At 65.7% G+C, this 21,802-nt stretch carries 18 protein-coding genes; 10 read left to right on the plus strand and 8 right to left on the minus strand.

The window, feature by feature from the left end:
* The first annotated feature begins 36 nt into the window (after window positions 1–36).
* Together QOH60_RS04445 and QOH60_RS04450 are read left to right on the plus strand one after the other, a co-directional pair.
* The gene (locus QOH60_RS04445) at window positions 37–2,688 is read left to right on the plus strand and encodes an ATP-binding cassette domain-containing protein (RefSeq protein WP_526417511.1); all 2,652 of its coding nucleotides are present in this window, start codon (window positions 37–39) and stop codon (window positions 2,686–2,688) included.
* 103 nt (window positions 2,689–2,791) lie between these two features.
* Complete coding sequence (locus QOH60_RS04450; protein ID WP_526417513.1) at window positions 2,792–3,475, plus strand: LpqN/LpqT family lipoprotein; 684 nt, start codon at window positions 2,792–2,794, stop codon at window positions 3,473–3,475.
* An 8-nt stretch (window positions 3,476–3,483) separates the two neighbouring features.
* Here the strand turns inward: QOH60_RS04450 and QOH60_RS04455 are convergent, their stop codons facing one another.
* Genes QOH60_RS04455 through QOH60_RS04470 form a run of 4 tightly spaced genes read right to left on the minus strand, consistent with a single transcriptional unit; the run spans window position 3,484 to window position 7,540 of the window.
* Complete coding sequence (locus tag QOH60_RS04455; protein WP_526417515.1) at window positions 3,484–4,068, minus strand: GTP-binding protein; 585 nt, start codon at window positions 4,066–4,068, stop codon at window positions 3,484–3,486.
* Window positions 4,049–4,399 (minus strand): DUF742 domain-containing protein, encoded by a 351-nt coding sequence (locus QOH60_RS04460; protein ID WP_526417517.1) that lies wholly within the window; start codon window positions 4,397–4,399, stop codon window positions 4,049–4,051. The genes QOH60_RS04455 and QOH60_RS04460 overlap by 20 nt, the downstream gene beginning before the upstream one ends.
* A gap of 7 nt (window positions 4,400–4,406) precedes the next feature.
* Window positions 4,407–4,826 (minus strand): roadblock/LC7 domain-containing protein, encoded by a 420-nt coding sequence (locus QOH60_RS04465; protein ID WP_526417519.1) that lies wholly within the window; start codon window positions 4,824–4,826, stop codon window positions 4,407–4,409.
* Entirely contained in the window at window positions 4,823–7,540 is a 2,718-nt protein-coding gene (locus QOH60_RS04470) for a sensor histidine kinase (protein WP_526417521.1), read from the minus strand. The genes QOH60_RS04465 and QOH60_RS04470 overlap by 4 nt, the downstream gene beginning before the upstream one ends.
* A 397-nt stretch (window positions 7,541–7,937) precedes the next feature.
* On the opposite strand from QOH60_RS04470, the gene QOH60_RS04475 reads away from it, so the two are divergent.
* Window positions 7,938–8,402: a tRNA (cytidine(34)-2'-O)-methyltransferase gene (locus tag QOH60_RS04475; protein WP_526417523.1), complete on the plus strand. Its 465-nt coding sequence runs from the start codon at window positions 7,938–7,940 to the stop codon at window positions 8,400–8,402.
* Between the two features lie 82 nt (window positions 8,403–8,484).
* Here the strand turns inward: QOH60_RS04475 and QOH60_RS04480 are convergent, their stop codons facing one another.
* Window positions 8,485–9,132, minus strand: coding sequence for a nitroreductase family protein (locus QOH60_RS04480; RefSeq protein WP_526417525.1), 648 nt, complete (start codon window positions 9,130–9,132; stop codon window positions 8,485–8,487).
* 23 nt (window positions 9,133–9,155) lie between these two features.
* Between QOH60_RS04480 and QOH60_RS04485 the strand changes: the two genes are divergently transcribed.
* The gene (locus QOH60_RS04485; protein WP_526417527.1) at window positions 9,156–9,572 is read left to right on the plus strand and encodes a TIGR03667 family PPOX class F420-dependent oxidoreductase; all 417 of its coding nucleotides are present in this window, start codon (window positions 9,156–9,158) and stop codon (window positions 9,570–9,572) included.
* Window positions 9,573–9,584: 12 nt separating this feature from the next.
* On the opposite strand, the gene QOH60_RS04490 is transcribed toward QOH60_RS04485, so the two are convergent.
* Window positions 9,585–12,869 carry a DNA polymerase III subunit alpha gene (locus QOH60_RS04490; protein WP_526417529.1) on the minus strand — a complete coding sequence of 1,095 codons (3,285 nt, stop codon included), beginning with the start codon at window positions 12,867–12,869 and terminating at the stop codon, window positions 9,585–9,587.
* Window positions 12,870–13,001: 132 nt separating this feature from the next.
* Between QOH60_RS04490 and QOH60_RS04495 the strand changes: the two genes are divergently transcribed.
* The 6 genes from QOH60_RS04495 to QOH60_RS04520 all read left to right on the plus strand — a co-directional run bounded on the left by QOH60_RS04495 (window position 13,002) and on the right by QOH60_RS04520 (window position 19,142).
* Complete coding sequence (locus QOH60_RS04495; protein ID WP_526417531.1) at window positions 13,002–13,661, plus strand: hypothetical protein; 660 nt, start codon at window positions 13,002–13,004, stop codon at window positions 13,659–13,661.
* Between the two features lie 137 nt (window positions 13,662–13,798).
* Window positions 13,799–14,497 (plus strand): DUF899 domain-containing protein, encoded by a 699-nt coding sequence (locus QOH60_RS04500; RefSeq protein WP_526417532.1) that lies wholly within the window; start codon window positions 13,799–13,801, stop codon window positions 14,495–14,497.
* Window positions 14,494–14,973: an SRPBCC family protein gene (locus QOH60_RS04505; RefSeq protein WP_526417534.1), complete on the plus strand. Its 480-nt coding sequence runs from the start codon at window positions 14,494–14,496 to the stop codon at window positions 14,971–14,973. Before QOH60_RS04500 ends, QOH60_RS04505 begins: the two co-directional genes overlap by 4 nt.
* Before the next feature lie 34 nt (window positions 14,974–15,007).
* Window positions 15,008–15,859 (plus strand): acyl-CoA thioesterase, encoded by an 852-nt coding sequence (locus QOH60_RS04510; protein ID WP_526417536.1) that lies wholly within the window; start codon window positions 15,008–15,010, stop codon window positions 15,857–15,859.
* Window positions 15,860–15,967: 108 nt separating this feature from the next.
* On the plus strand, window positions 15,968–17,143 hold the full coding sequence (locus QOH60_RS04515; protein WP_526417538.1) for a hypothetical protein: 1,176 nt from the start codon (window positions 15,968–15,970) through the stop codon (window positions 17,141–17,143).
* A complete protein-coding gene (locus QOH60_RS04520; protein WP_526417540.1) occupies window positions 17,133–19,142 on the plus strand; it encodes a hypothetical protein in 2,010 nt (669 codons plus the stop codon). Before QOH60_RS04515 ends, QOH60_RS04520 begins: the two co-directional genes overlap by 11 nt.
* 207 nt (window positions 19,143–19,349) lie before the next feature.
* On the opposite strand, the gene QOH60_RS04525 is transcribed toward QOH60_RS04520, so the two are convergent.
* Both QOH60_RS04525 and QOH60_RS04530 read right to left on the minus strand, forming a co-directional pair.
* Window positions 19,350–20,219 carry a MaoC/PaaZ C-terminal domain-containing protein gene (locus QOH60_RS04525; protein ID WP_526417542.1) on the minus strand — a complete coding sequence of 290 codons (870 nt, stop codon included), beginning with the start codon at window positions 20,217–20,219 and terminating at the stop codon, window positions 19,350–19,352.
* Window positions 20,220–20,228: 9 nt separating this feature from the next.
* A complete protein-coding gene (locus tag QOH60_RS04530) occupies window positions 20,229–21,785 on the minus strand; it encodes a succinic semialdehyde dehydrogenase (protein ID WP_526417544.1) in 1,557 nt (518 codons plus the stop codon).
* Between the last annotated feature and the right edge of the window lie 17 nt (window positions 21,786–21,802).

Genomic DNA, 21,802 nt, shown 5'->3' on the forward strand with positions numbered 1-21,802 from the left:
GGGCAAGAAGCACGAGTGCCTATAGAGTGATGGCCGATGAGCCAGCCATCGCCGCGCGCGCTGACCGTAAAGACTGAAGGGTCGGAGCGCACCTTCGCACCCGGACACGACGTGGTCGTCGGGCGCGACCTACGGGCCGACGTTCGCGTGGCCAATTCACTGGTGTCGCGCGCACATCTGCTGCTGCGATTCGATCACGGCCGTTGGGTGGCGATCGACAACGGCAGCCTGAACGGGATGTTCGTCGACAACCGGCGCGTGCCGACCGTCGACATCCGCGACGGCCAGATCATCAACATCGGAAATCCCGACGGCCCCCGGCTGATGTTCGAGGTCGGACGGCACACGGGCGCGGTAGGCCGTCCACCGCAAACCACCGTGGTGCCGGTACGGGCTGCGCGATCCGGCACGACGTGGCCCGCTCCCGAGCAGGCGCCGGCGGGCTATCCGCCCAGCGGCTCGCAGCCCCAGCCCAGTTATCCGCCGAGCTATCCGCCAAGCCCCTCGCAGCCCCAGCGCAGCTACCCTGGCGGGCCACCCAGCGGTCCGGCGTCGCGGCCACCGAGCGGGCCACCGCAGGGCAGGCCGCCTGGCGGCCCGCGGACCGCGCCGCCAGCGCAGCCGAACTACGTTCAGACTGGTCAGACCCAGATAGGGCCCGCAGCGCGACCCGGCAGCGGCAGCGACGGCAACCTGGCGACAAGCATGATCCGGATCCTGCGCGGCGGCGGGGGCGCGCCGCCGGCCGGATCCGTCACCATCGGCCGCGCGACCGACAACACCATCGTCGTCCCGGACGTGTTGGCCTCACGACATCACGCGACGCTGGTGCCCACGCCCGCGGGCACCGAGATTCGCGACGAGCGCAGCATCAACGGCACGTTCGTCAACGGCAACCGGGTCGACCAGGCGCTGCTGCACGAGGGCGACACCGTGACGATCGGAAACGTCGACCTGGTCTTCCAGGGCGGTACGCTGGTTCGTCGCACCGAGACCGAAGCCGCTACTCGGACAGGCGGTTTGGAAGTCCACGGGGTCACGTGGACGATCGAGGGCAACAAGACCCTACTGGACAACATCTCGATCACTGCGCGGCCAGGAACGCTGACGGCCGTCATCGGGCCTTCGGGCGCAGGCAAATCCACGTTCGCCCGGCTCGTCGCCGGCTACACGCAGCCGACAAGTGGCGCAGTGTCGTTCGAGGGCCACAACATTCACGCCGAGTACGCATCGCTGCGAAGCCGGATCGGCATGGTGCCGCAGGACGACGTCGTGCACGGCCAGCTGACCGTCAACCAGGCGCTGATGTACGCCGCCGAGCTGCGGCTGCCACCGGACACCACCAAGGCCGACCGCGCCGCGGTCGTCTCGCAGGTGCTCGAGGAACTCGAGATGACCAGGCACGCCGACACCCGGGTCGACAAGTTGTCCGGCGGCCAGCGCAAACGCGCGTCGGTGGCACTCGAGCTGCTCACCGGCCCGTCGTTGCTGATCCTCGACGAGCCGACATCGGGACTCGACCCCGCGCTGGACCGCCAGGTCATGACGATGCTGCGGGGCCTCGCCGACGCAGGGCGCGTCGTGCTGGTGGTGACGCACTCGCTGACCTATCTCGACGTGTGCGACCAAGTGCTGCTGCTGGCGCCGGGCGGTAAGACGGCGTTCTACGGGCCGCCCAACCAGATCGGCCCGTCGATGGGCACCACCAACTGGGCTGACATCTTCAGCTCGGTCGCCGGGGATCCCGACGCGGCGCATGCACGCTACCTCGCCCAGCATGGCCCGCCACCGCCGCAACCGGCCTCCGAGACGCCCCAGGACTTGGGAAAGCCGGCGAAAACGAGCCTGCGACGCCAGTTCTCGACCATCGCGCGACGCCAGATGCGCCTGGTGATATCCGACCGCGGCTACTTCGCGTTCCTGATGCTGCTGCCATTCATCATGGGTGTGTTGTCGCTGTCCGTGCCTGGCGACGTCGGTTTCGGCGTCCCCAAGACAGCGCTTGAGGGCGGGGAGGCGCCCAACGAACCGGGACAGATCCTGGTGATGCTCAACGTGGGCGCGATCTTCATGGGGACCGCGCTGACCATCCGTGCTCTGATCGGCGAACGAGCGATCTTCCGCCGTGAGCAGGCCGTTGGATTGTCCACCACCGCATACCTTTTGGCGAAAGTCATTGTGTTCGCGGCGTTCTCGGTGGTGCAGTCGGCCATTGTCACCACGATCGCCGTGATCGGCAAGGGCTGGGGCAAAGATGCCGTCACCAGCGGTTCGGTGATCGGCAATCCCAGCATCGAGTTGTTCGTCGACATCGCCGCGACCACCATCGCCGCCGCGATGGTCGGGCTCGCACTGTCGGCGCTTGCTAGGTCCAACGAGCAGATCATGCCGCTGCTCGTGGTGGCGATCATGTCGCAGCTGGTGTTCTCCGGCGGCATGATTCCCGTCACGGGGCGAGCCGTGCTCGACCAGATGTCGTGGGTCACTCCGGCGCGGTGGGGCTTCGCCGCTTCGGCGTCAACCATCGACCTGCTGAGGCTGGTCCCGGGCCCGCTGTTACCGCGGGACGCGCACTGGAAACACGACGCCGCGGCGTGGTGGTTCGACATCGGCATGTTGCTGGCCATCTGCGTCGGCTACACCGCGTTCGTTCGCTGGCGGATCCGGCTTTCGGGCCACCTAACGTGACGGACCCAAGATCACGACTCTCGCCGAGGTTCGCTCGGGCATGGTTTAATCCGGCGAGCGATGTTGGCGACGGCCGGCACTGAAAACCCTGGGAGACCACCGTATGAAGAAGTCAGCTCCGGCCATCGGCGTTGCGATCGCCGCTGCGACATTGGCCTTCGGGCTCGCCGGTTGTGATTCCAACAAGAACGACACCAAGTCGTCGACGTCGTCATCGGCCTCGTCATCATCGAAGTCGTCATCCTCGTCGACAACGTCCACGTCTGCGCAGGCCTCGGGGTCCAATGAGACCATCGACGACTACCTGAAGAAGAACAACGTGACGAGCACGAAGCTCCCGCCCGACGATCCGAACTCGCCCGCGATCGGGCTGCCGGATATCGACGGCTGGAAACCCCTCCAAGAAGAGAAAGACCCGACGATCGCGTTCAGCAACGCGACGGACCCAAGCGATCCCCCGAAAATCCAGGCAATCCTTTTCAAGCTCTCTGGCGACGTCGATGAGGATCAATTCCTCGCCGCCGCGTCAGGCGAGGTCAAGAACCTGCCGGGGTTCTCGGGAGGCGACGGGTCGCGCACCACACTCGACAACTTCCCGGCTTCCCAGATCTCGGGGCCCTACACCGCAGATGGAAAGACTCGCGTCGCTGGGCAGAAGACCGTGTTGATCAAGAGCGACAAGGGCGTGTTCGTCCTTCAGCTCAGCGCGGACTCGCCGGATGCGGACAAGGACGCGCTCGCCGACGCGATGAACGTGGTCGACGAGAAGACCACGATCAAGGCCTGAGGTTCGCGTCAGCGGCGCCCGGGCGTCAGCTGGGTGAGCGCATACTCGGCAAGTGAGATCAGTGCCTCTTTTGCTGAATCACGTTGCCGGGCATCGATGGTGATCACCGGCACATGCGGGGATAACGACAGCGCTTTGCGCACTTCGTCCGCCGGGTAGGACGGGGCACCGTCGAACTCGTTGATCGCGACCAGGAACGGCAGGTCGCGAGCCTCGAAGAAGTCGACCGCCGCGAAGCTGTCCTGCAGGCGCCGGATGTCGACGAGGATGATCGCCCCGATCGCGCCGCGCACCAGGTCGTCCCACATGAACCAGAAGCGCCGCTGGCCCGGTGTCCCGAACAGGTACAACACCAGATCTTCGGCGCCTAAGGTGATCCGGCCGAAATCCATTGCGACGGTTGTCGTTCGCTTCGCTGGCGTGCCCGCGAGCTCGTCGACACCGACCGATGCCTCGGTGAGGATCGCCTCAGTTCGCAGCGGCATGATCTCGGACACCGCGCCGACGAACGTGGTCTTACCCGCGCCGAATCCACCGGCGATCACGATCTTCGTCGACGCTGCGACGCGCCTGTCAGAGAGTACGGAGGCCACGCAGCGTCCTTCCGATCAGTTCGCGCCGTTCCACGATCGACGATGTCTCATCGAGTGTGGCCAGGATACGCAGATGGCCGGCCTCCACGAGGTCGCCAACGAGTACTCTGGCGACACCCACGGGCAGGTTGAGCTTGGCCGCGATCTCGGCCACCGAAGGCCTTGTGTCGCAAAACGTCACAATGTCCGCGCGAACGTCGTGGGGAAGCCAGTTCTGCTGGACATGAGATTCCACCACCTCGATCTGGGCCTCCAACGGCAGCGTGATGTTTGCACGGGTCCGCCCGGCCGTCAGCGTGTACGGCCGTACCAGGCTTGGTTCGTTATCCATGTACGCCTCACGAGTGCTGGGTCGCCCGCCGTGACGACTTGACCACGCCGCCAACACGTTCCACGAGAACCGCCATCTCGTAACCCACCTGTCCGATATCGCATGACGTGGATGCGAGCGCCGCCAGATGCGACCCGTCGCCGACGCGCATCAGCAGCAGATAGCCGTGCTCCATCTCTACGACCGACTGCAGCACGTCGCCACCCTCGAAGAGCTGAGCCGCTCCGGTGGACAGACTGGCCAAACCTGAACTGACAGCGGCCAATTGGTCTGCCCGCTCCACCGGAAGATGCTCGCTTGCCGCGACGAGCAAACCGTCGGCGGACACCAGGATCGCGTGGGCCACACCGGGTACTTCTCGGGCGAACGCCGACACCAGCCAGTCCAGTGACTGGTCATGATGGGAACGCTTGTCCTTCTTCGTCATTCATCGTCCGGTTCGTCACGTGCATGTGACCGACCGGCGCGCACACCACCCCAGTGGCTCGACAACGACGCACGCACCGCGTCGGGATCGCGCCGCGACGCCGGTTCACCGCCGCCGTTGCCCTCGCCGTTGCCCTCGCCGTTGGCGTCGTCGTCCTTGCGGTGCGCGGCACCATTGGGTCGTCCGGATTCCGCCGAGCCCGGCACCAGTCGCGCGCCGGGGTCGCGCACGGGCAGTCCGTGTTCTGTTCGCGTATCGACTGGGGCTGCCTCGGCTTCCTCTGCGGCCGCCCAGCCGGTGTCCCACACCGACTCCCACGACTGCATCGGGGGCATGATCTCCTGCGGGTCGACCAGCCACTCCGACACCATGCGCTGGAAGATCACATCGGTATCGCCGAGCGGGGATGAGGGCGGCCGCTTTCGGGGCGCGGGCTCCGCGGGCGCTGCTTCCTCGACGGGAGCCGGCGTTTCGAGTGGCGCCGGCTGCGGCTCGTGCTGCGGCTCGAGGTCCGGCTCGTAGAGGGCCTCAGGCTGATCCACCGTCTCCTCTGGCTCAGGCTCGAAGGCCTTCTCCCGCGAGGAGAAAAACGCAGACGTGTCCGCCGGTGTCCGCGGTTCGACCGGCGCCGGGGCACTGTCTGGCTCATCGACGATTCCGCTGGTCCCCGGGCTGCGCCGGGGCAGCCCGGACGCGCGTCCGTTGCGGTACGGCTGGCCGAAGAGCCCGGCGTCGCTGTGCAGGGTTGCCGAGGAGGCAACGTCAGGGACGGGGTCGGCCACCGGCTGAAACGCGGACTGCGGCGGGGAATCCGGGTCGGGCATCCGGTCGATGAGCGCGGCGGGGATGAACACGCCCGCGGTCATCCCGGACCGCGGCTCGCCCGCCACCGAACTGCGCATCCGGACCACCAGGCCGTGCTGCCTCGCGAGGCGGCCGACCACGAACAGGCCCATGTGCCGGGTGGTGTACGGGGTGACCTCGCCGCCGGAATCCAGCCGCATGTTCGCGATCCGCAGATCGCCGTCGGTCATGCCGAGACCGACGTCGCTGACCTCGATCACGACACCGCGGTTGCCGGTGTGGACCGCAGACACCTTGACCTCAGAGGCCGGCGGCGAATAGCGCAGGGCATTGTCGATGAGTTCGGCCAGAAGGTGGACGATGTCTCCTGCGGCCTCGGCGACCACCGAGCTCTCGGGCACGGTCGCCGTGACCACCCGTTGGTAGTCCTCCACCTGTGACGCTGCGGCGCTGACGACGTCGGCAACCGGCATCGGCTCGATCTGCTCACGACGGATCTTCGCACCCGCCAGGATGAGCAGGTTGGTGCCGTTGCGGCCCATCCGCGCTGCGAGGTGGTCGAGTTTGAACAGCGCGTCCAGCCGCTGGGGGTCGTCCTCGTGACGTTCGAGGTCGTCGATCAGCGACAGCTGCTGGTCGACCAGCGACCGGCTGCGCCGGGACATTGTTTCGAACATGTCGCTGACATGCACCTGCAGTCGCGCCTGTTCGGCGGCCAAGAGCAGCGCCTGTTCGTGCAGATCGTCCACCGCGTGGGCGACCTGACCTATCTCCTCTGTGGTGTGCACGGCGATGGGCTCGATCGCGCCCGGGCTCTCGCCCGCATTGATGCGCTCGATCTCGTCCGGCAGGTTCTCATGCGCCACCCGCAGAGCTCCTTCGCGCAGCCGGCGCAGCGGCCGCACCAGCGCGCGAGCGACGAGGAACACCAGCAGCAGCGCGACCAGGATCGCGCCCACCACGATTGCCGAGTCGCGGATCGCTGCGGTCCGGGCCGCAGCTGCCTGGTTGTCCACCTCGCCGGTGACCGAGGCCGTGGTGTTGGAGATCACCTTTTTGGCGATGTCGTCGGTGGTTTGCAACGACTGCATGAGGTCGGGGTTGCCGACCAGCGGAACGTCCGGGTTGGAGATCATCGCCATGCGCGTGACGAACTGCTCCTGCAACGCCTTGGCGTCCGGTGAGTTGACGCCGAGCACCTCGTTCATCCCGAACAAAGTGGACGGCTCGGTACCGGCCAGCGTGATCGCCGACGTGCGCAGCATCGGTTCTGGCAGCTCACCACCGCGGTTGACCAGCAGCTTCTGCATGAACATCTGGCCGCGAGCCCCCACCGCGCGGCTAAGGCCCTGGCCCTGGGCACGAATCTTCTCGTCGTCGACGCGAACCGATCCGGCGATCGCGTCCTCACCGGTCAGCAGGACCGGTGCATATGTCGTCACGGTGTCGCGCAGCCCGATGCTGTTGGATGCGACTTGGTCGAGCAGCGCCGGCCCGGCCTTCAGCAGGCGGTCGATGCCATCGCGGACGTCGGGATCAACCTTCGTGCGCGAGAGTTGGCGCTCGAGTTCGCCCTTGCTGTCATCAAAAGCCTTGCGCGCGACGGGTCCATCGGTGCCGGTCGAATAGGCCAGGATCGCGCTTTCCAGCGCCCCGGTGTAGTTCTCGATCGGGGTGACCATCTCGGCCCGGTCGGCCGCCTGCCGCAGATCGCGCGCGTCGGTGACGCTGTTGTAGACGCGCAAGCCGGCCAGAGCCATCGCCAGCGCGACCGGAATGAGGACGATCGCGAGGACTTTCCAGCGAACCGACCAGTTCGCCGGGGACAGCCGTGACGGGCGCTTGGAAGGGGCCGGCTCAGGAAAGTCATTTTCCTCTTCATGCAGCGCCGGCTGCTCGAACATGGTCATCGACCGCGGCCCTTGCAAGGCGCGGATTTGCCGATGTGGTGAATGTTCGCGTGGTTCATGGACTTTCCTGCTTTGTGGTCCCCGGTGGTCTTAGCCAGCCGGGCGGGCGGTAAACGCCTGGCAATTCGACGAGTATGCCAGCCATCGCGTGTGGACACCACCCGTTCTTACTGAACAGACAGATTTCACAAGCGCTGCGTTGCGTCGCTGGAATTCTACGCGAGCAAATTAACTTCGCACGCTGGCGTCGTAAAGTCTGCCATTGCGCTCGATTGTTCAGCGCCGACGCAAGCGGGTTCGCTTTGTTTGCCTCCGCGCCGGGGTGTTGATTTTTTTCGTTTGCTCTTTTGGTTCGCTCTCCGCGCGCGCGCTCATCGCTGCTGTCATCATGCTGCAGATGTTCCGCGTCATGTTCTTCTGTCCACGGATTGCCCCGAATACAGGCAACGCGATTCGTATGGTTGCTGCCACCGGTTGCGAGCTCCATCTGGTGCAGCCGCTTGGTTTCGATCTGTCCGAACCGAAGGTCAAACGCGCAGGTCTGGATTACCACGACCTCGCGTCGGTCACCGTGCACAATTCCCTGGCCGCGGCGTGGCGGGCCCTGCTGCCTGCTCGGGTGTTCGCGTTCACCGCGCACGCGACGACGTCCTTCGCCGACATCACGTATCAGCCAGGTGATGTGCTGCTGTTCGGGCCGGAGCCGACGGGGCTGGACGCGCAGACGCTGGCCGATCCGGCCGTGACCGCGGCCGTGCGTATCCCGATGATCAGCGGACGCCGATCGCTCAACCTTTCTAACGCCGCGGCCGTCGCGGTGTATGAGGCGTGGAGACAGCACGGGTTCGCAGGAGCGGTCTAGGGCCGGCCACGCCGAAATTCACGTTATGCAGAGAAACGTCGAGTAGGCGTCTACGTAACGTCACTCTCGCTGAAGGGGGCGTCTACCAGGTGTCGAAGTGCGCGACCTGCTCCACCGGCAGCCGCTTGGCCGGCTTGAAATCCGTGCCCTTGGTGTAGGCAACGGGGAACAGCCCGGCCTGCCGGTAGTTCTCGAATGGGATGCCAAGCAGGTCGGCGGCCTGCTTCTCGCCGTCGCCGAGCAGATGCAGCGTCGTGTACGCCGACCCCAGCCCGCGCGAGCGCAGCGCCATCATGAAACTCCACGCCGCCGGGATGATCGAGCCCCAGAACGACGCGGCGCCGAGCGTCGCGTAGTCCACCGAGCCTTCCAGGCACGGAATCAACAGCACGGGCGCGTCCTGCATGTGGTCGGCGAGGTAGGACCCAGACGACACCACCCGCTCGCGCTGCTCGCCGCGGCTGTCGCCCTCGGCGTACTCCGGCCCCTGCATCTTGCGGTACTCGTTGAAGTTGCGCCGATAGATCTCGCCGAGGACCTTCTTCTTGTCGGGGTCCTCGACGAACACCCATTGCCAGCCTTGCTGGTTGCCGCCGGTGGGCGCCTGGATCGCAAGTTTTAGACATTCCAGCAGAACGTCGCGTGACACCGGCTTGTCGAAGTCGAGTCGTTTACGCACTGAGCGCGTCGTCGTCAGGACCTCGTCGGCGGACAGATTCAGGCTTGTCATGGGGCGAGACTACATTCGCAAACATGACAGCCGAACTGACGCAAGATGTCTCCGACCGACTCCGATCCGACAACTACGGGTGGTTGACCACCGTCGCCAAATCAGGACAGCCGGTGCCGCGGCTCGTCTGGTTCTACTTTGACGGCAAGGACGTCATCATCTACTCCGAACCCAACGCCGCTAAGATCCGACACATCAAGGCACACCCCCGGGTCAGCTTCAGCCTGGATTCGGACGGCAACGGCAGCGGGGTCGTCGCTGTCGGCGGCGAAACGAGCATCGACGCGGAGGGCGCCGATCCGTTGCAAGACCAGGAGTACGTAGCCAAATACAGCGAGCTCGCGAAGAGTTTCGGTTTCACCGAGGAGTTTTTCGCCGCGTACAGCACCCGGCTGAAGATCAGCATCGACAAGGTGTGGACGACGCCGCCCGCCGAATAGGGAACTGAGCGGTCAGCGGAAATCGCGCGAACGGGAGCTGATCGCCATCTCGATGCGGCCCATGCGTTCGGCGACCACGGTGACCGCGCCGGTGGCGTTCTGCAGCTGACCGCGGATCAGCATCGCCGGCGCGGTCTGTGCCACTCGGCGGTGACGAGCCCACACCCCGGGGGTGCACAGCACGTTGACCATCCCTGTCTCGTCTTCGAGGTTCAAGAACGTCACGCCCCGCGCCGTGCCGGGACGCTGGCGATGGGTCACCGCGCCAGCGATCAGTACACGGGTGCCGTCGGGAATGTCGAGGAGCTTGTCGGCGGGGATCACTCCGATCGCGTCGAGGTCGTCGCGCAGGAACTGCGTCGGGTAGCTGTCCGGCGAGATGCCGGTGGCCCACACGTCGGCGGAGGCCAACTCGATTTCCGTCATCCCGGGCAGTGCGGGGATGCGTGACGACGATCCGACGCCGGGCAGCCGGTCGGGCCGCTCCGCTGCCGCCGCGCCCGCCCCCCACAACGCTTCACGGCGACTGATGCCGAAGCACCCCATCGCACCCGCCGTCGCGAGCGCCTCCGTCTGCGACACAGACAGCTGCACACGGCCGGTGAGGTCGAGGAGAGAAGCGAACGGGCCGTTGGCCTTTCGCTCGCCGACCATCTGCTGCGCAAGCTCGTCGCCGATGTGGCGGACGGCGCCGAGCCCCAGCCGTAGCTCGGTGCCTGTGTTCTCCAAGGTGGCGTGCGCGAGGCTGGCGTTGACGTCGGGCGTGTGCACGGTGACACCGTGCCTGCGGGCGTCGGCGACCAGCGACTGCGGCGAGTAGAAGCCCATCGGCTGAGCCCGAAGCAGCGCAGCGCAGAACGCCGCCGGGTGGTGCAGCTTGAACCACGACGAGTAGAACACCAGCGACGCGAAGCTCAGCGAATGGCTTTCCGGGAAGCCGAAATTCGCGAACGCTTCCAGCTTCTCGTAGATCCGGTCGGCGGTGTCACCGGTGATGCCGTGGAGTTCACGCATCCCGTCGTAGAACCGGCCCTTGAGCCGCTGCATTTTCGCCGTGGACCGCTTGGAACCCATCGCGCGGCGCAGCTGGTCGGCTTCGGCGGCGGAGAAGCCGGCGCAGTCGACGGCCAGTTGCATCAGCTGCTCTTGAAACAGAGGCACGCCCAGCGTCTTTCGCAAGGCGGGCGCCATCGACGGGTGGTCGTAGCTGACGGGCTCTTCGCCGTTGCGGCGCTTGATGTACGGGTGTACCGAACCACCCTGGATCGGGCCTGGCCGGATCAGCGCCACCTCGACCACGAGGTCATAGAAGACGCGCGGCTTCAGCCGGGGAAGGGTGGCCATCTGAGCGCGGGACTCCACCTGGAAGACGCCGACGGAGTCGGCTTTCTGCAGCATCTCGTAGACGGCCGGCTCGGACAGATCCAGCTTCGCGAGGTCCACGTCGATGCCCTTGTGCTCGGCGAGCAGGTCGATGGCGTAGTGCAGCGCAGAAAGCATGCCGAGGCCGAGCATGTCGAACTTCACCAATCCGATTGCAGCGCAGTCGTCTTTGTCCCATTGCAGCACGCTGCGGTTCTCCATCCGCGCCCACTCCACCGGGCACACGTCGGCGATGGGCCGGTCACAGATCACCATGCCGCCGGAGTGGATGCCCATGTGCCGTGGCAGGTTGGAAATTTGCAGCGCCAGGTCGATCACCGGCTCGGGGATGTCTTCGACGTCGGGAGAGTCGGGCAATCCGTTCCACCGGCTGATCTGCTTGCTCCAGGCGTCCTGCTGGCCTTGCGAAAAGCCAAGGGCGCGAGCCATGTCGCGCACCGCGCTGCGGCCGCGGTAGGTGATGACGTTGGCCACCTGCGCGGCGTAGTCGCGGCCGTAGCGTCCGTAGACATACTGGATCGCTTCCTCGCGCAGGTCCGATTCGATGTCGATGTCGATGTCGGGCGGTCCGTCTCGTTCTGGTGACAGGAACCGCTCGAACAGCAGCTCGTTGGCCACCGGGTCGACGGCGGTGACGCCGAGCGCGTAGCAGACCGCGGAGTTGGCCGCCGATCCCCTGCCCTGCGACAGGATGTTGTTTTCTCGGCAGAACCGGGTGATGTCGTGCACCACAAGGAAATACCCGGGAAACTTCAGCTTCCTGATGATCTCCAGCTCGTGCTCGATCTGGGCGTAGGCCCGTGGCGCGTGGTCGGGTGGGCCGTACCGGTCCAGCGCACCCGTCATGGTCAGGTGCCGCAGCCAGCTGTCCTCGGTGTGGCCGTCGGGAACGTCGAACGGGGGCAACTGGGGCGCGATGAGCTCCAACGCGAACGCGCACCGCTCGCCGAGGTCGGCGGCGGCCGTCACCACCGTCGAGGGAAAAATGCCGGCCATCTCCGCCCCGGAGCGCAGGTGCGAACCACCAAGTGGGGCAAGGTATCCGGCAGCGTCATCGAGGGAGTTCCTGGCACGGATGGCGCCCATCGCCATCGCCAGCTGTGCTCGTGACGGTTCGGCGAAGTGGGCGGCGGTGGTGGCGACGACGCCGACGCCGAACTTCGGTGCGAGTTGGGCGAGTGCGGCGTTGTGTTCGTCGTCGAGAGGCTGGCCGTGATGGGTGAGCTCGATGGTGACGCGGTCGGCGCCGAACCTGTCGACGAGGTCGGCAAGCGCGCTTTCGGCGGCGTCTGGGCCGCCGGTGGTAAGCGCTTGGCGCACATGGCCTTTGCGGCAGCCGGTGAGGATGTGCCAGTGTCCCTCGGCGGCCTCGGTGAGTGCGTCGAAGTCATAGAGAGGTTTGCCCTTCTCGCCACCGTCAAGGTGAGCTTTGGACAGTTGCCGCGACAGGCGGCGGTAGCCCTCCGGGCCGCGGGCGAGCACCAGCAGGTGCGGGCCCGGCGGATCGGGGTCCTCGGTGCGGGGCGTATTGCCAAGGGACAGTTCGGCGCCGAACACCGTGCGCATGTCGAGTTCCTTGGCGGCCTCGGCGAAGCGGACCACGCCGTAGAGCCCGTCGTGGTCGGTCAGCGCGATGGCGCGCAGGTCGAGCCGGACGGCCTCCTCAACGAGTTCCTCCGGGGTGCTGGCACCGTCGAGGAAGCTGTAGGCCGAGTGGGCGTGAAGCTCGGCGTAGGGGATGGACGTGTGGCGGCTCGCGACGTCGTCGGGGCGCTGGTAGGAACCACGCTTGCGCGACCAGGCGGGACTGTCGCCACCGTCGACGGGCGATTCCAAGGGCATGCCGGCGCGGCGGGGCTTGCCGTTGAGCACCCGCTCGATCTCGCCCCAGCTCGGCCCGTTACTGAAGCCCACGGAGTCATGTTATCGAACATGCATTCGATACGCGATCCTCGCCGAAATAGCATTCCAGGTCGTGATCTGGCCCGAATCACGACCATGGCTTCTGTCTCGCGGTGACGATTTGCCCAGAACTATGCTTCCGGTGTGCGGCCCGACGAGCGTTCTCGCCTTGCCCTGGTGCCGATCGCGGTGCTCGCCGTGGTCATCGTGGCCTTGGCCGTAACCGCGGTCGTCGCGGTGGTGCGGGCCGGCGGAGGGCAGGAGTCGAAGGCCGACATCACGAATCTGACGGCGGACATGCTCCCCGACAAGGCCGATGTCCCAACGCTGCACGGCGCTACCTGGAAAACACAGCTCAGAAATATCGAGAAAGAATCGCCGACTCCGCTGAAGGTGACCCCGCACGAATGCGTGTCACCGGTCAACAAGGGCGCACGACAAATCGGTCGCGCTGAATGGACCGACGGGAATGACAGCTATGGGGTGTCCCTCGGCGCGCCGACGACCAACAACAATGCGTCCCTGCGCAAATGGGCGGTCTCCTGCAATGACTTCACCGTGGAAGGTGTCACCACCGGAAGCGTGCACCCGTTGACGCTCTCAGGCATTCCCGACTGGGCCGTCGCGTACACACTCACGATCGGCAAGAGTCCACACGACTCGAGCAGCGCGGGCATCGTCGGCGTCCACCGCGGCGTCGTCATCAACGCCTCCTATTCCTTCGACACCGCACCCGATTCCACGCTGAAAGACGCCCTCCCGAAGGTCTTCGATGCCGCGGTCGCCAAGCTCGACGCCGTGTAGCGGCCTCTCCGCGAAATGGAATTCCATGTAGTGACTTGGCCCCGATAACGACGCTGGCTTCCGTTTCGCGGCAAGCGCGATGATTTCCGGCCGCCTGTCGTGTCTATACGGCAAGAGGCATTGACAGGAGGCACCCTATGACCGAGACCTCACCCGCAAAACCGCCCGTCGTCGACGAGGAGACCTGGCGCACCGCGCTCGACGACCTGCGGATACGAGAGAAGGCCGCCACCCGCGAGCTGGACGATATCGCCGCTCAGCGCCGCCGGCTGCCGATGGTCGAGATGGGTGACTACACACTGATCGGCGCCGACGGGCCCGTCCGCCTCGCCGATGTCTTCCAGGGCAAGAGCCAGCTCATCGTCTACAACCACATGTGGGAGGACGGCGCGGAGTGGCAGTGCGGGGGCTGCACAGGCTTCACCTCCCAATACACCCGGTTGGACTTCCTCGACAACTACGACGCCCGCTTCGTGATCGTCACCAACGGCCCGATCGACGAGGCCCTGGCCTATCGCGAGAAGGTCGGCAACAAGATGGACTGGTACTCCTCGTCGGAGAGCACGTTCGGCGCCGACGTCGACGCGGCGCCCGGCCAGGGTTTCGCCGTCAATGTGTTCCTTCGGGACGGCGACAAGGTCTACCGCACCTGGCACACGAACGGCCGCGGCACCGAGCAGCTCAGCCACTCGTTCGCGCTCATCGACACGTTGCCGTGGGGCCGCCAGGAGGAATGGATCGACTCGCCCGACGGCTGGCCGAAACGGCCGACGTACTCGGGCTGGCTGGATTCACCCGACATCGCCAAGATCTACGGAAAGGGCGCCAACAAGTGACCACCGACGAGCGTTTTGTCGCCAGCCGCACGATTGCCGCGACGCCCGCCGAGATCTTCGCGTTGCTGTCGGATCCCACCCGGCACAAGGACACTGAGCCCGGCGACTGGGTGCGCGACGCTATCGATAGTGATCCGATCACCGGCACGGGGCAGGTCTTTGCGATGAATATGTTCTTCGACCGGGCCGGCGGTGACTACGTGGTGCACAACCTGGTGACCACTTTCGAGCCGAAGAAGGCGATTGCGTGGGCTCCGGGCAACCTCGACGACGCCGGCAACCATAGCCTCGGCGGCTGGACGTGGCGCTACGACCTCGCGCCGAACAGCGACGGCACCGACGTGACCCTGACCTACGACTGGAGCGGGATGTCGCGGGAATTCCTCGCGGAGATCGGCGGCACTCCTCCCTTCGAGCCGCAGTTTCTCAACGACTCGCTCGCGGCCCTCGACAGGTCGGTGACGAAGACCGGTTAGTCACGCTACGGGGCGATCGGAGAAGATCGGTCGCGTGGGCGAAACGCTGACCGACATCCTGCGGCTTCTCGAACTCGAGCCGATTGGCCCCGACGTCTTCGACGGGCCGCAGCCTGGCGGGCCGAACAGTGGCCGGATCTTCGGTGGCCAGGTCGCCGCCCAGGCCCTGGTGGCGGCCGGCCTCACGGCCGCGGGCCGGCCCCCGCACAGCCTGCACCTTTACTTTCTCCGGATGGGTGACCCGCAGGCGCCGCTGCGGTACAGCGTCACCGCGCTCCGCGACGGTCGTACCTTCTCTGCCCGCGCGGTGCAGGTCACGCAGAACGACGACCGCGTGATCCTGGAAGCGCTGGCGTCGTTCACCGAGCCGGTGGGCGCCATGGACTACCAGACACCAATGCCGGACGTACCCGCGCCGGAAGCGTTGCCGCCCATGGACGTTCACCTCGCCGACTATTCCGATCACATGGGCGGCTATTGGGTGCAGCCACGCGCAGTCGACATGCGCTACGTCGAACCCCATCCCCTCATGGCGGCCGATCTGCCTGATGCGCCAGGTCCGGTGGGCCGAGTGTGGCTGCGGGCCAACGGCGAGGTGCCCGACGATCCGCTCATCGCCAATGCCCTGCTGGCCTACATCAGCGACTGGACGATTCTCGATCCGGTTCTCTACGTCACGCGTCGGCGCCCAGAACCGGGCAGCATCGCCTCACTGGACCACGCGATGTGGTTTCACCGGTCTCCGGATTTCTCGGATTGGCTTCTGTACGAAGAGCATTCGATCAGCGGTATTGGCGCCCGCGGCTTGTCGAACGGCGCGATCTACAACCGCACAGGCCAACTCGTCTGCACCGTCGTCCAAGAGGGTTACCTGGGCCGTGGGTAGGCCGTTTCTCGCGAACAATTCTGCCTCCAAGCGATATTGACCGAACTTCACCTACCCGAGTCCTGAGCCTGTCAGAATTGCGCGAACGGTGGAATACGGGGAGGCATCGTGTCGAACGCGTGGGAGTTGATCTGTCACCACACCTATTCGGGCACGCCGGGGGTGGTCTACGACCAGTCTCCGAATCATTACAGCCACGGCCAGGCATTAGGCATCGGTGCGACCAACTTCGTCAAGGACGGCAAGGCACCCGGTTCCGGCGCCCTCCGCATCCGCGAAGACGGCCAACGCATCTGGATACCACCGGGCCCGGGGTGGTGGCCGCTCGGCGGATTACGTGTGGAGATGACGGTGCGCCTCGATTCACAAACGGCAGGCCTCGCGCTCCATCTCGGCGGCCACGCGCGATGGCTGATGTCCGGCTACCGGTTCCAATTCGGTGTGTCAGGACGCAATCTGTTCGCGACTTTCTCACAAGCACCCAATCCCGGCGTGATCCAGCCGCCGGTCTGGACAGGCCCCAACCACGGTCCGGTCAAGCTGCCCAAGCCGGCGAAGACTCCGCCCTACGCAACTGACACCGTTCGAACCGAACTGCACAGCCTCGTCCCCAACTTCGCTGTGCCGTTCGACCGATGGGTCACGCTGGGCTTCCTGCATGACGGTCTCACCAAGATCGAGTTGTCTGTCGACGGTGTCGTCGTCGCCCGCACGACACCGCGCTGGGCTGTCCTACCGGACTTCGGTGTGTGTATTGGCAATACGACGGCAGTCGAGTTCCCACTGGTCGGATTGGTCGATGAGGTATCGGTATGGCGGCTCGATCCCGAACGCATCTCCAAGGAGTTCTTCAATCGGCCGATGGACGAGTCCGCAAGGCAATGCTGGGAGGCCTTCTTCGAGTGGCTCCGGCGCTGGCGCGAGGAAAATCCCGACTGCGCGGACGAACTGAGCGATCTGGTCGGTGAGGCCGTCCGCGCTGCGGCGCGCCGGATGGCGGGCGCACAACCCGACCGCGCCGCCGATGCGCAAGGGCGCTACGCCGATCTGTGGCATACCGGCCGCATGGGCAGTGCCCAGATGGCTGCACTTCTCGACGACTACGCCGCGGAGCTAGCAGCCGACGGCGTCGACCTGACCCGCGACGACGCATATCGGGACTTACAGGCGTCCGACTGCTATAGGCGCTTCGTCTCCGAAATGCCCTCGCTGGATTGCGATCCCGAGTTTGCAGCCTACCTGAATACGCTTCGCGGCTCAGGAGGTGAGCGCAGTGGCGTTTGACAAACTGGCAGCAGGCGAAACCACCAACGACGCGACCACCTTCACGACATCGGCGATCACCCCGGGCGCCGACCGCCTGCTGGTGGCCTTCGTCGTCAGCGCCAGCGTGTTCGGCCCCACGATAGTCCCGACCGTGTCGAGCAACGGTGTGAACTGGACGCTCCTCGACTCGGTCGCCGCCAACAACCGGATGCTGTCCTGCTTCGTCCGTCGCGGCGGAGCTCCGGGTACCGTCGTCATCGACTTTCCAAACCAGGGCCAGACTCTGTGCGCTTGGTCGATTCTCGAGACCGACGCCGCCCCGGGTGACGCCTTGGCAGTCGTCAGCCAGCACAGCACTGACGGGCCGAGAAATGTCGGCGCGCTGTCCGTGGCGCTCACGCCACCGCTGGGACTGAACGAGGCCGCAGTCGGCGCACTGGTCCTCGACGGAAGTCGAGTGGTGACCGCCGGGCCAGGATGCACGTCGATCGACGCGCAAGCTCCGGCAGACGTGTTTGCAAGTGCCACCCTGCACTCCGAAGAACGTTCCACCGCAGGAGACCTCGGCTGGACCTGGGGAGGCGGCAACGCAAATGCCGCAGCGATCGTGCTTGTCGTCAAACGGCCTGCCCCGCAAGGGCCGCAGCCGTTCAACCTTGACGAAACCCTCATCCGCAAGTACGAACCGATTCTCACGTTCGATCCGGCGGAGGCATCGTTTCCGTCGGACGCCAAGCGCTATCTGGAGCACTGCGCGTTATGGAGCGCAGACTGGCCGTTTCTCGACGACACCCGGAACTGGAAGCAACTGGTGCCCGCCGGCAGTTTGGCCGCAGTACCAGGCGAAGCGGGGAAGACGTTCGTCACCGACCCGCTCAAGGCAGTTTCCAAACCTGAAGAGGCATTCCTCGAACTCGGTGGCTGGCGCGACGCCAACGACACGCCGCAGCCGTTCAACGAGGCCGGCCCACTCCTGCGCTACGCGAACCGCGCCGAGGTGCGCTCATCGTACTCCACCGATCCAGTGCTGAAGGATAGCCAATTCTGGTATCACGCAGAGTATTTCGACACCACTCGGCTGTTGCACGTCGCCGAGTCCGAGCAGATTCTGTACCGGATCGCCACCGGCCTGAAGCATCCCAGCATGATCTGCTACTACCTGTTCTTCCCCGACCACGAGCAGGCAGTAACGGGCGAGAATTTCGAAGCCAGAGAAGTCGGTGGCTATGTGGGCCAATGGGCCTGCTTCGCCGTGCTCCTCCAGCGCGCCGACGCCCAGGACGAACCCAAGCCCCACTTCATCGGACTTACCACCGCTCCTTTGAGCGGGCAGGCTGCGCCGGAGTCCGACGACGAACACCGAATCTTCATGAAGGCCGAGCCATGGCGATCCCTGCCTGGGCAGCCAGGAGCCCCTGCATTGCCGGAGAAGATCGACGGGCATCCGCATCTTTTCGTAAGCCGCGGCAACCACAACCTCAGCGTCGACAACAAGCCACATGAAGTGGCGCCATTCCCGTACAAGCCACCATACGAGAAGGGCGAGTACGACGGTCAGCCGTACCAGTTCGAGGACAACGACGATCTCACGCTGTTTTGGATCAAGATCGGGGCGTCCCCGCTGGTGCTTCCGGCGATCGCGGCGGGGATCGAAGCGCTGTTCCTCGATACCGGTGTCCACGAGGAGTACTTCGGCGAGGTCGACTCGGTACCGCCGGATCCCGCCCCGGGACTGTCCGGGATCACCGTGCATCCGGCGGGCCTGGCGCCACGTAACGAGTGGAAGAGTCCGCGACCCTGGCGCACCGCTCAGGGCCTGCGGGTCGGCGACCGACGGTACGACTTCGTCGTCGACAGGCTGGCACAGCCGTGGTGGCCGAGCGACAACGGCAACTCGGGCTACCGCGGCCGCTGGGGTCAGCGCGTCGAACGCGACAAGCTGCCCCGCCGCGCCGGCGTCAGGTTCCCCCGCTTCTGGCGGATGTTCCTCCTCGCGTATGAGGCTGCACAGCAATAAGCTCACTCGGTCGTCTTCTCAACGAAGAGCTGTGGCTGCGTTTGACGATCCCGACGGATCGGGTTTGTCCCGTGTTCCGATGCCCTCTCCACAACCAGTGAGCAGGAGCGCAAAGGCAAGAAGCGCGAGCCTCACCTTCCGGAATGGTATGTCAGTGCGTGGCGTCGGCAGCGGCGCCGGCTCCGACGACCGCGACCCGCATGGACGTCATTCGGCGTACTCCGCGGTGCCGTCCTCGAGGACCACGCGCGCATCGGATCCGTCGGGATTCGACGCCTCGGTGGTGAATACCGCGTGCCCCGGCTCGGTGCGCCAGATCGACGTCGTCAGCGTCTCACCCGGGAAAACCGGCGAGGTGAACCGTGAGCCGACGGCCGTGATCTTGGCCGCGTCGCCACCGCCGAGTTCGGCGACCAGCGCCCGGCCCGCGACGCCATATGTGCACAGCCCGTGCAGGATCGGCTTCGGGAACCCGGCCATCTCCCGCGCGAACCACGGGTCGCTGTGCAGCGGATTGCGGTCGCCCGAGAGGCGGTAGATCAGCGCCTGGTCTTCACGCGTCGTCAGCGAAACCTTTGCGTCCGGTTCGCGATCGGGGATCTCCGGCGCCGGCGGGCGCTGCCCCGGCTGGCCACCGAAGCCACCTTCCTTTCGGATGACCAGCGTCGTGACCGTCTCTGCGACAAGCTCATTCGTGTCGGGATCGGTGCCGCGCCCGCGCAGGATCACGACCGCGTTCTTGCCCTCGCCCTTGTCCTGCAGATCGGCGACGTCGGACACCACGTTGAGCTTGCCCGCCGGTGCCAGCGGCTTGAACAGCCGGACGGTCTGCGAACCATGAAGCAGCATGCCGAAATTGAAGGTGCCGATCTTGCCGATCGCGCCGAAGGCCGGACACGCGATCACGGCATACGTCGGCAACACCTGCTGATCGATATCGTGACTGTTCTCCGTCGTGAACACGAGGTCGTCGAGACCGGCACCGACACCAAGCGCGTACAGCATCGTCTCGCGGTCGGTCCACTCCATCAGGTGCGGCTTGGTGGTCACGCCAATGGCGTTGGGGTCGATCGGCATTCGCTACTCCTAGTTGCGCCCGGGCAGTTTCATCACACTGCGGACGATTGGCAGGATCGACTTCTGCCACAAAGTCGGCGGCACACCGAACGGCGCATCGAGATTGAACACCCTTGCCGCGGCGATGGTTTGCGACTCCGTGTATTTCAACAGTCCCTCGGGCCCGTGCCGACGGCCGACACCGGAGATACCCATCCCGCCCATCGGGGCGCTGAGGCTGCCCCATGCGAACGCGTAACCCTCATCGACATTGACTGTGCCCGAACGCAATCGGGCCGCGATCTGCTCGCCGTCGGCGGTCGAGGCGGCCCAGACGCTGGCGTTGAGCCCGTACGGGGTGTCGTTGGCCTTCTCGACGGCCTCATCCACGTCCGCGACCGGGTAGATCGACACCAGCGGGCCGAACGTCTCGTTGGCGGCGCACTCCATTTCGGGGGTGACGTCCGTCAGTACCGTCGGCTCGTAGAACAGCGGCCCGACATCGGGTCGCGCCTTGGCGCCTGCAATCACCTTGGCGCCCTTGGCAACCGCATCGTCGACGTGACCGGTCACCGTCTTCAACTGATCCTCGGAGATCAAGCTGCCCATGTCGACGGAGAAGTCGTACGCCGTGCCGAGCTTCATGTTTCGCACGGCGTCGCCGAACTTCTGGGTGAACTCGTCGGCGATGTCCTTCTCGACGTAGATCCGCTCGATGGAGATGCACAGCTGGCCGGCGTTGGAGAAGCACGCCCGGGTGGCCGCCTTGGCGACCTTGTCGAGCTTGGCGCCTTTCGCGACGATCATCGCGTTCTTGCCGCCGAGCTCTGCCGAGAATCCGATCAGCCGGCGGCCCGCGTGCTCGGCGAGCTCGCTGCCGGTGGCGGACGAACCGGTGAACATCAGGTAGTCGCAGTTCTCGGTGATCGCGGTGCCGACCACCGAGCCCGGCCCGGGCACGATCGCATACAGTGCCCGCGGCAGACCCGCCTGGTACAGCAGCTCGGCGCAGGCCAGCGCGCAGTACGGCGTTTGGCTGTCGGGCTTGAGCACCACTGCATTGCCGGCTACCAGCGCGGGCACCGAATCCGATGCGGTCAGCGTCATCGGGTAGTTCCACGGGGAGATGACGCCGACGACGCCCTTCGGCTGGTAGACGACGGTGGTCTTACCGATCCCCGGCAGCAGCGGTTGAACCTTGCGCGGCTTCAGCAGACCCGCGGCAACCCGCGCGTAGTAGTTCGCGTTCGCCACGAGGTCGACGATCTCCTCCTGCGCCGCCCAACGGGCTTTGCCCGCCTCGGCCTGCAGCAGGTCCATCAGGAAGTCGCGGTTCTTCATCACGAGGTCGCGGTAGCGGCTGACAACGGCGACCCGCTCGACGACCGGGAGCGCAGCCCAATCTCTCTGTGCAGCACGGGCTTTCGTGAACGCAACCTCAACGTCCTCGGCGGTGCCGACCGGAATCGTCGCCAGCGGTCTGCCGGTGAAGACCTCGTCGATCGTCTTCTCCGGCCGCGCATCGACATCCTCGATGGCCGCGAGGCGGCGTAAGCGGTCGAAAACCTCGGCTGAAGGTGCAGACATGGTGTTACCTCCCGATT

The organism is Mycobacterium sp., from assembly GCF_032159765.1.
GTDB lineage: Bacteria > Actinomycetota > Actinomycetes > Mycobacteriales > Mycobacteriaceae > Mycobacterium.

Coding starts and splice junctions, on each gene's coding strand:
- QOH60_RS04445 (WP_526417511.1), top strand. CDS start 37: ATGAGCCAGCCATCGCCGCGCGCGCTGACCGTAAAGACTGAAGGGTCG.
- QOH60_RS04450 (WP_526417513.1), top strand. CDS start 2,792: ATGAAGAAGTCAGCTCCGGCCATCGGCGTTGCGATCGCCGCTGCGACA.
- QOH60_RS04460 (WP_526417517.1), bottom strand. CDS start 4,399: ATGGATAACGAACCAAGCCTGGTACGGCCGTACACGCTGACGGCCGGG.
- QOH60_RS04465 (WP_526417519.1), bottom strand. CDS start 4,826: ATGACGAAGAAGGACAAGCGTTCCCATCATGACCAGTCACTGGACTGG.
- QOH60_RS04470 (WP_526417521.1), bottom strand. CDS start 7,540: ATGACCATGTTCGAGCAGCCGGCGCTGCATGAAGAGGAAAATGACTTT.
- QOH60_RS04475 (WP_526417523.1), top strand. CDS start 7,938: ATGTTCCGCGTCATGTTCTTCTGTCCACGGATTGCCCCGAATACAGGC.
- QOH60_RS04480 (WP_526417525.1), bottom strand. CDS start 9,132: ATGACAAGCCTGAATCTGTCCGCCGACGAGGTCCTGACGACGACGCGC.
- QOH60_RS04485 (WP_526417527.1), top strand. CDS start 9,156: ATGACAGCCGAACTGACGCAAGATGTCTCCGACCGACTCCGATCCGAC.
- QOH60_RS04500 (WP_526417532.1), top strand. CDS start 13,799: ATGACCGAGACCTCACCCGCAAAACCGCCCGTCGTCGACGAGGAGACC.
- QOH60_RS04525 (WP_526417542.1), bottom strand. CDS start 20,219: ATGCCGATCGACCCCAACGCCATTGGCGTGACCACCAAGCCGCACCTG.
- QOH60_RS04530 (WP_526417544.1), bottom strand. CDS start 21,785: ATGTCTGCACCTTCAGCCGAGGTTTTCGACCGCTTACGCCGCCTCGCG.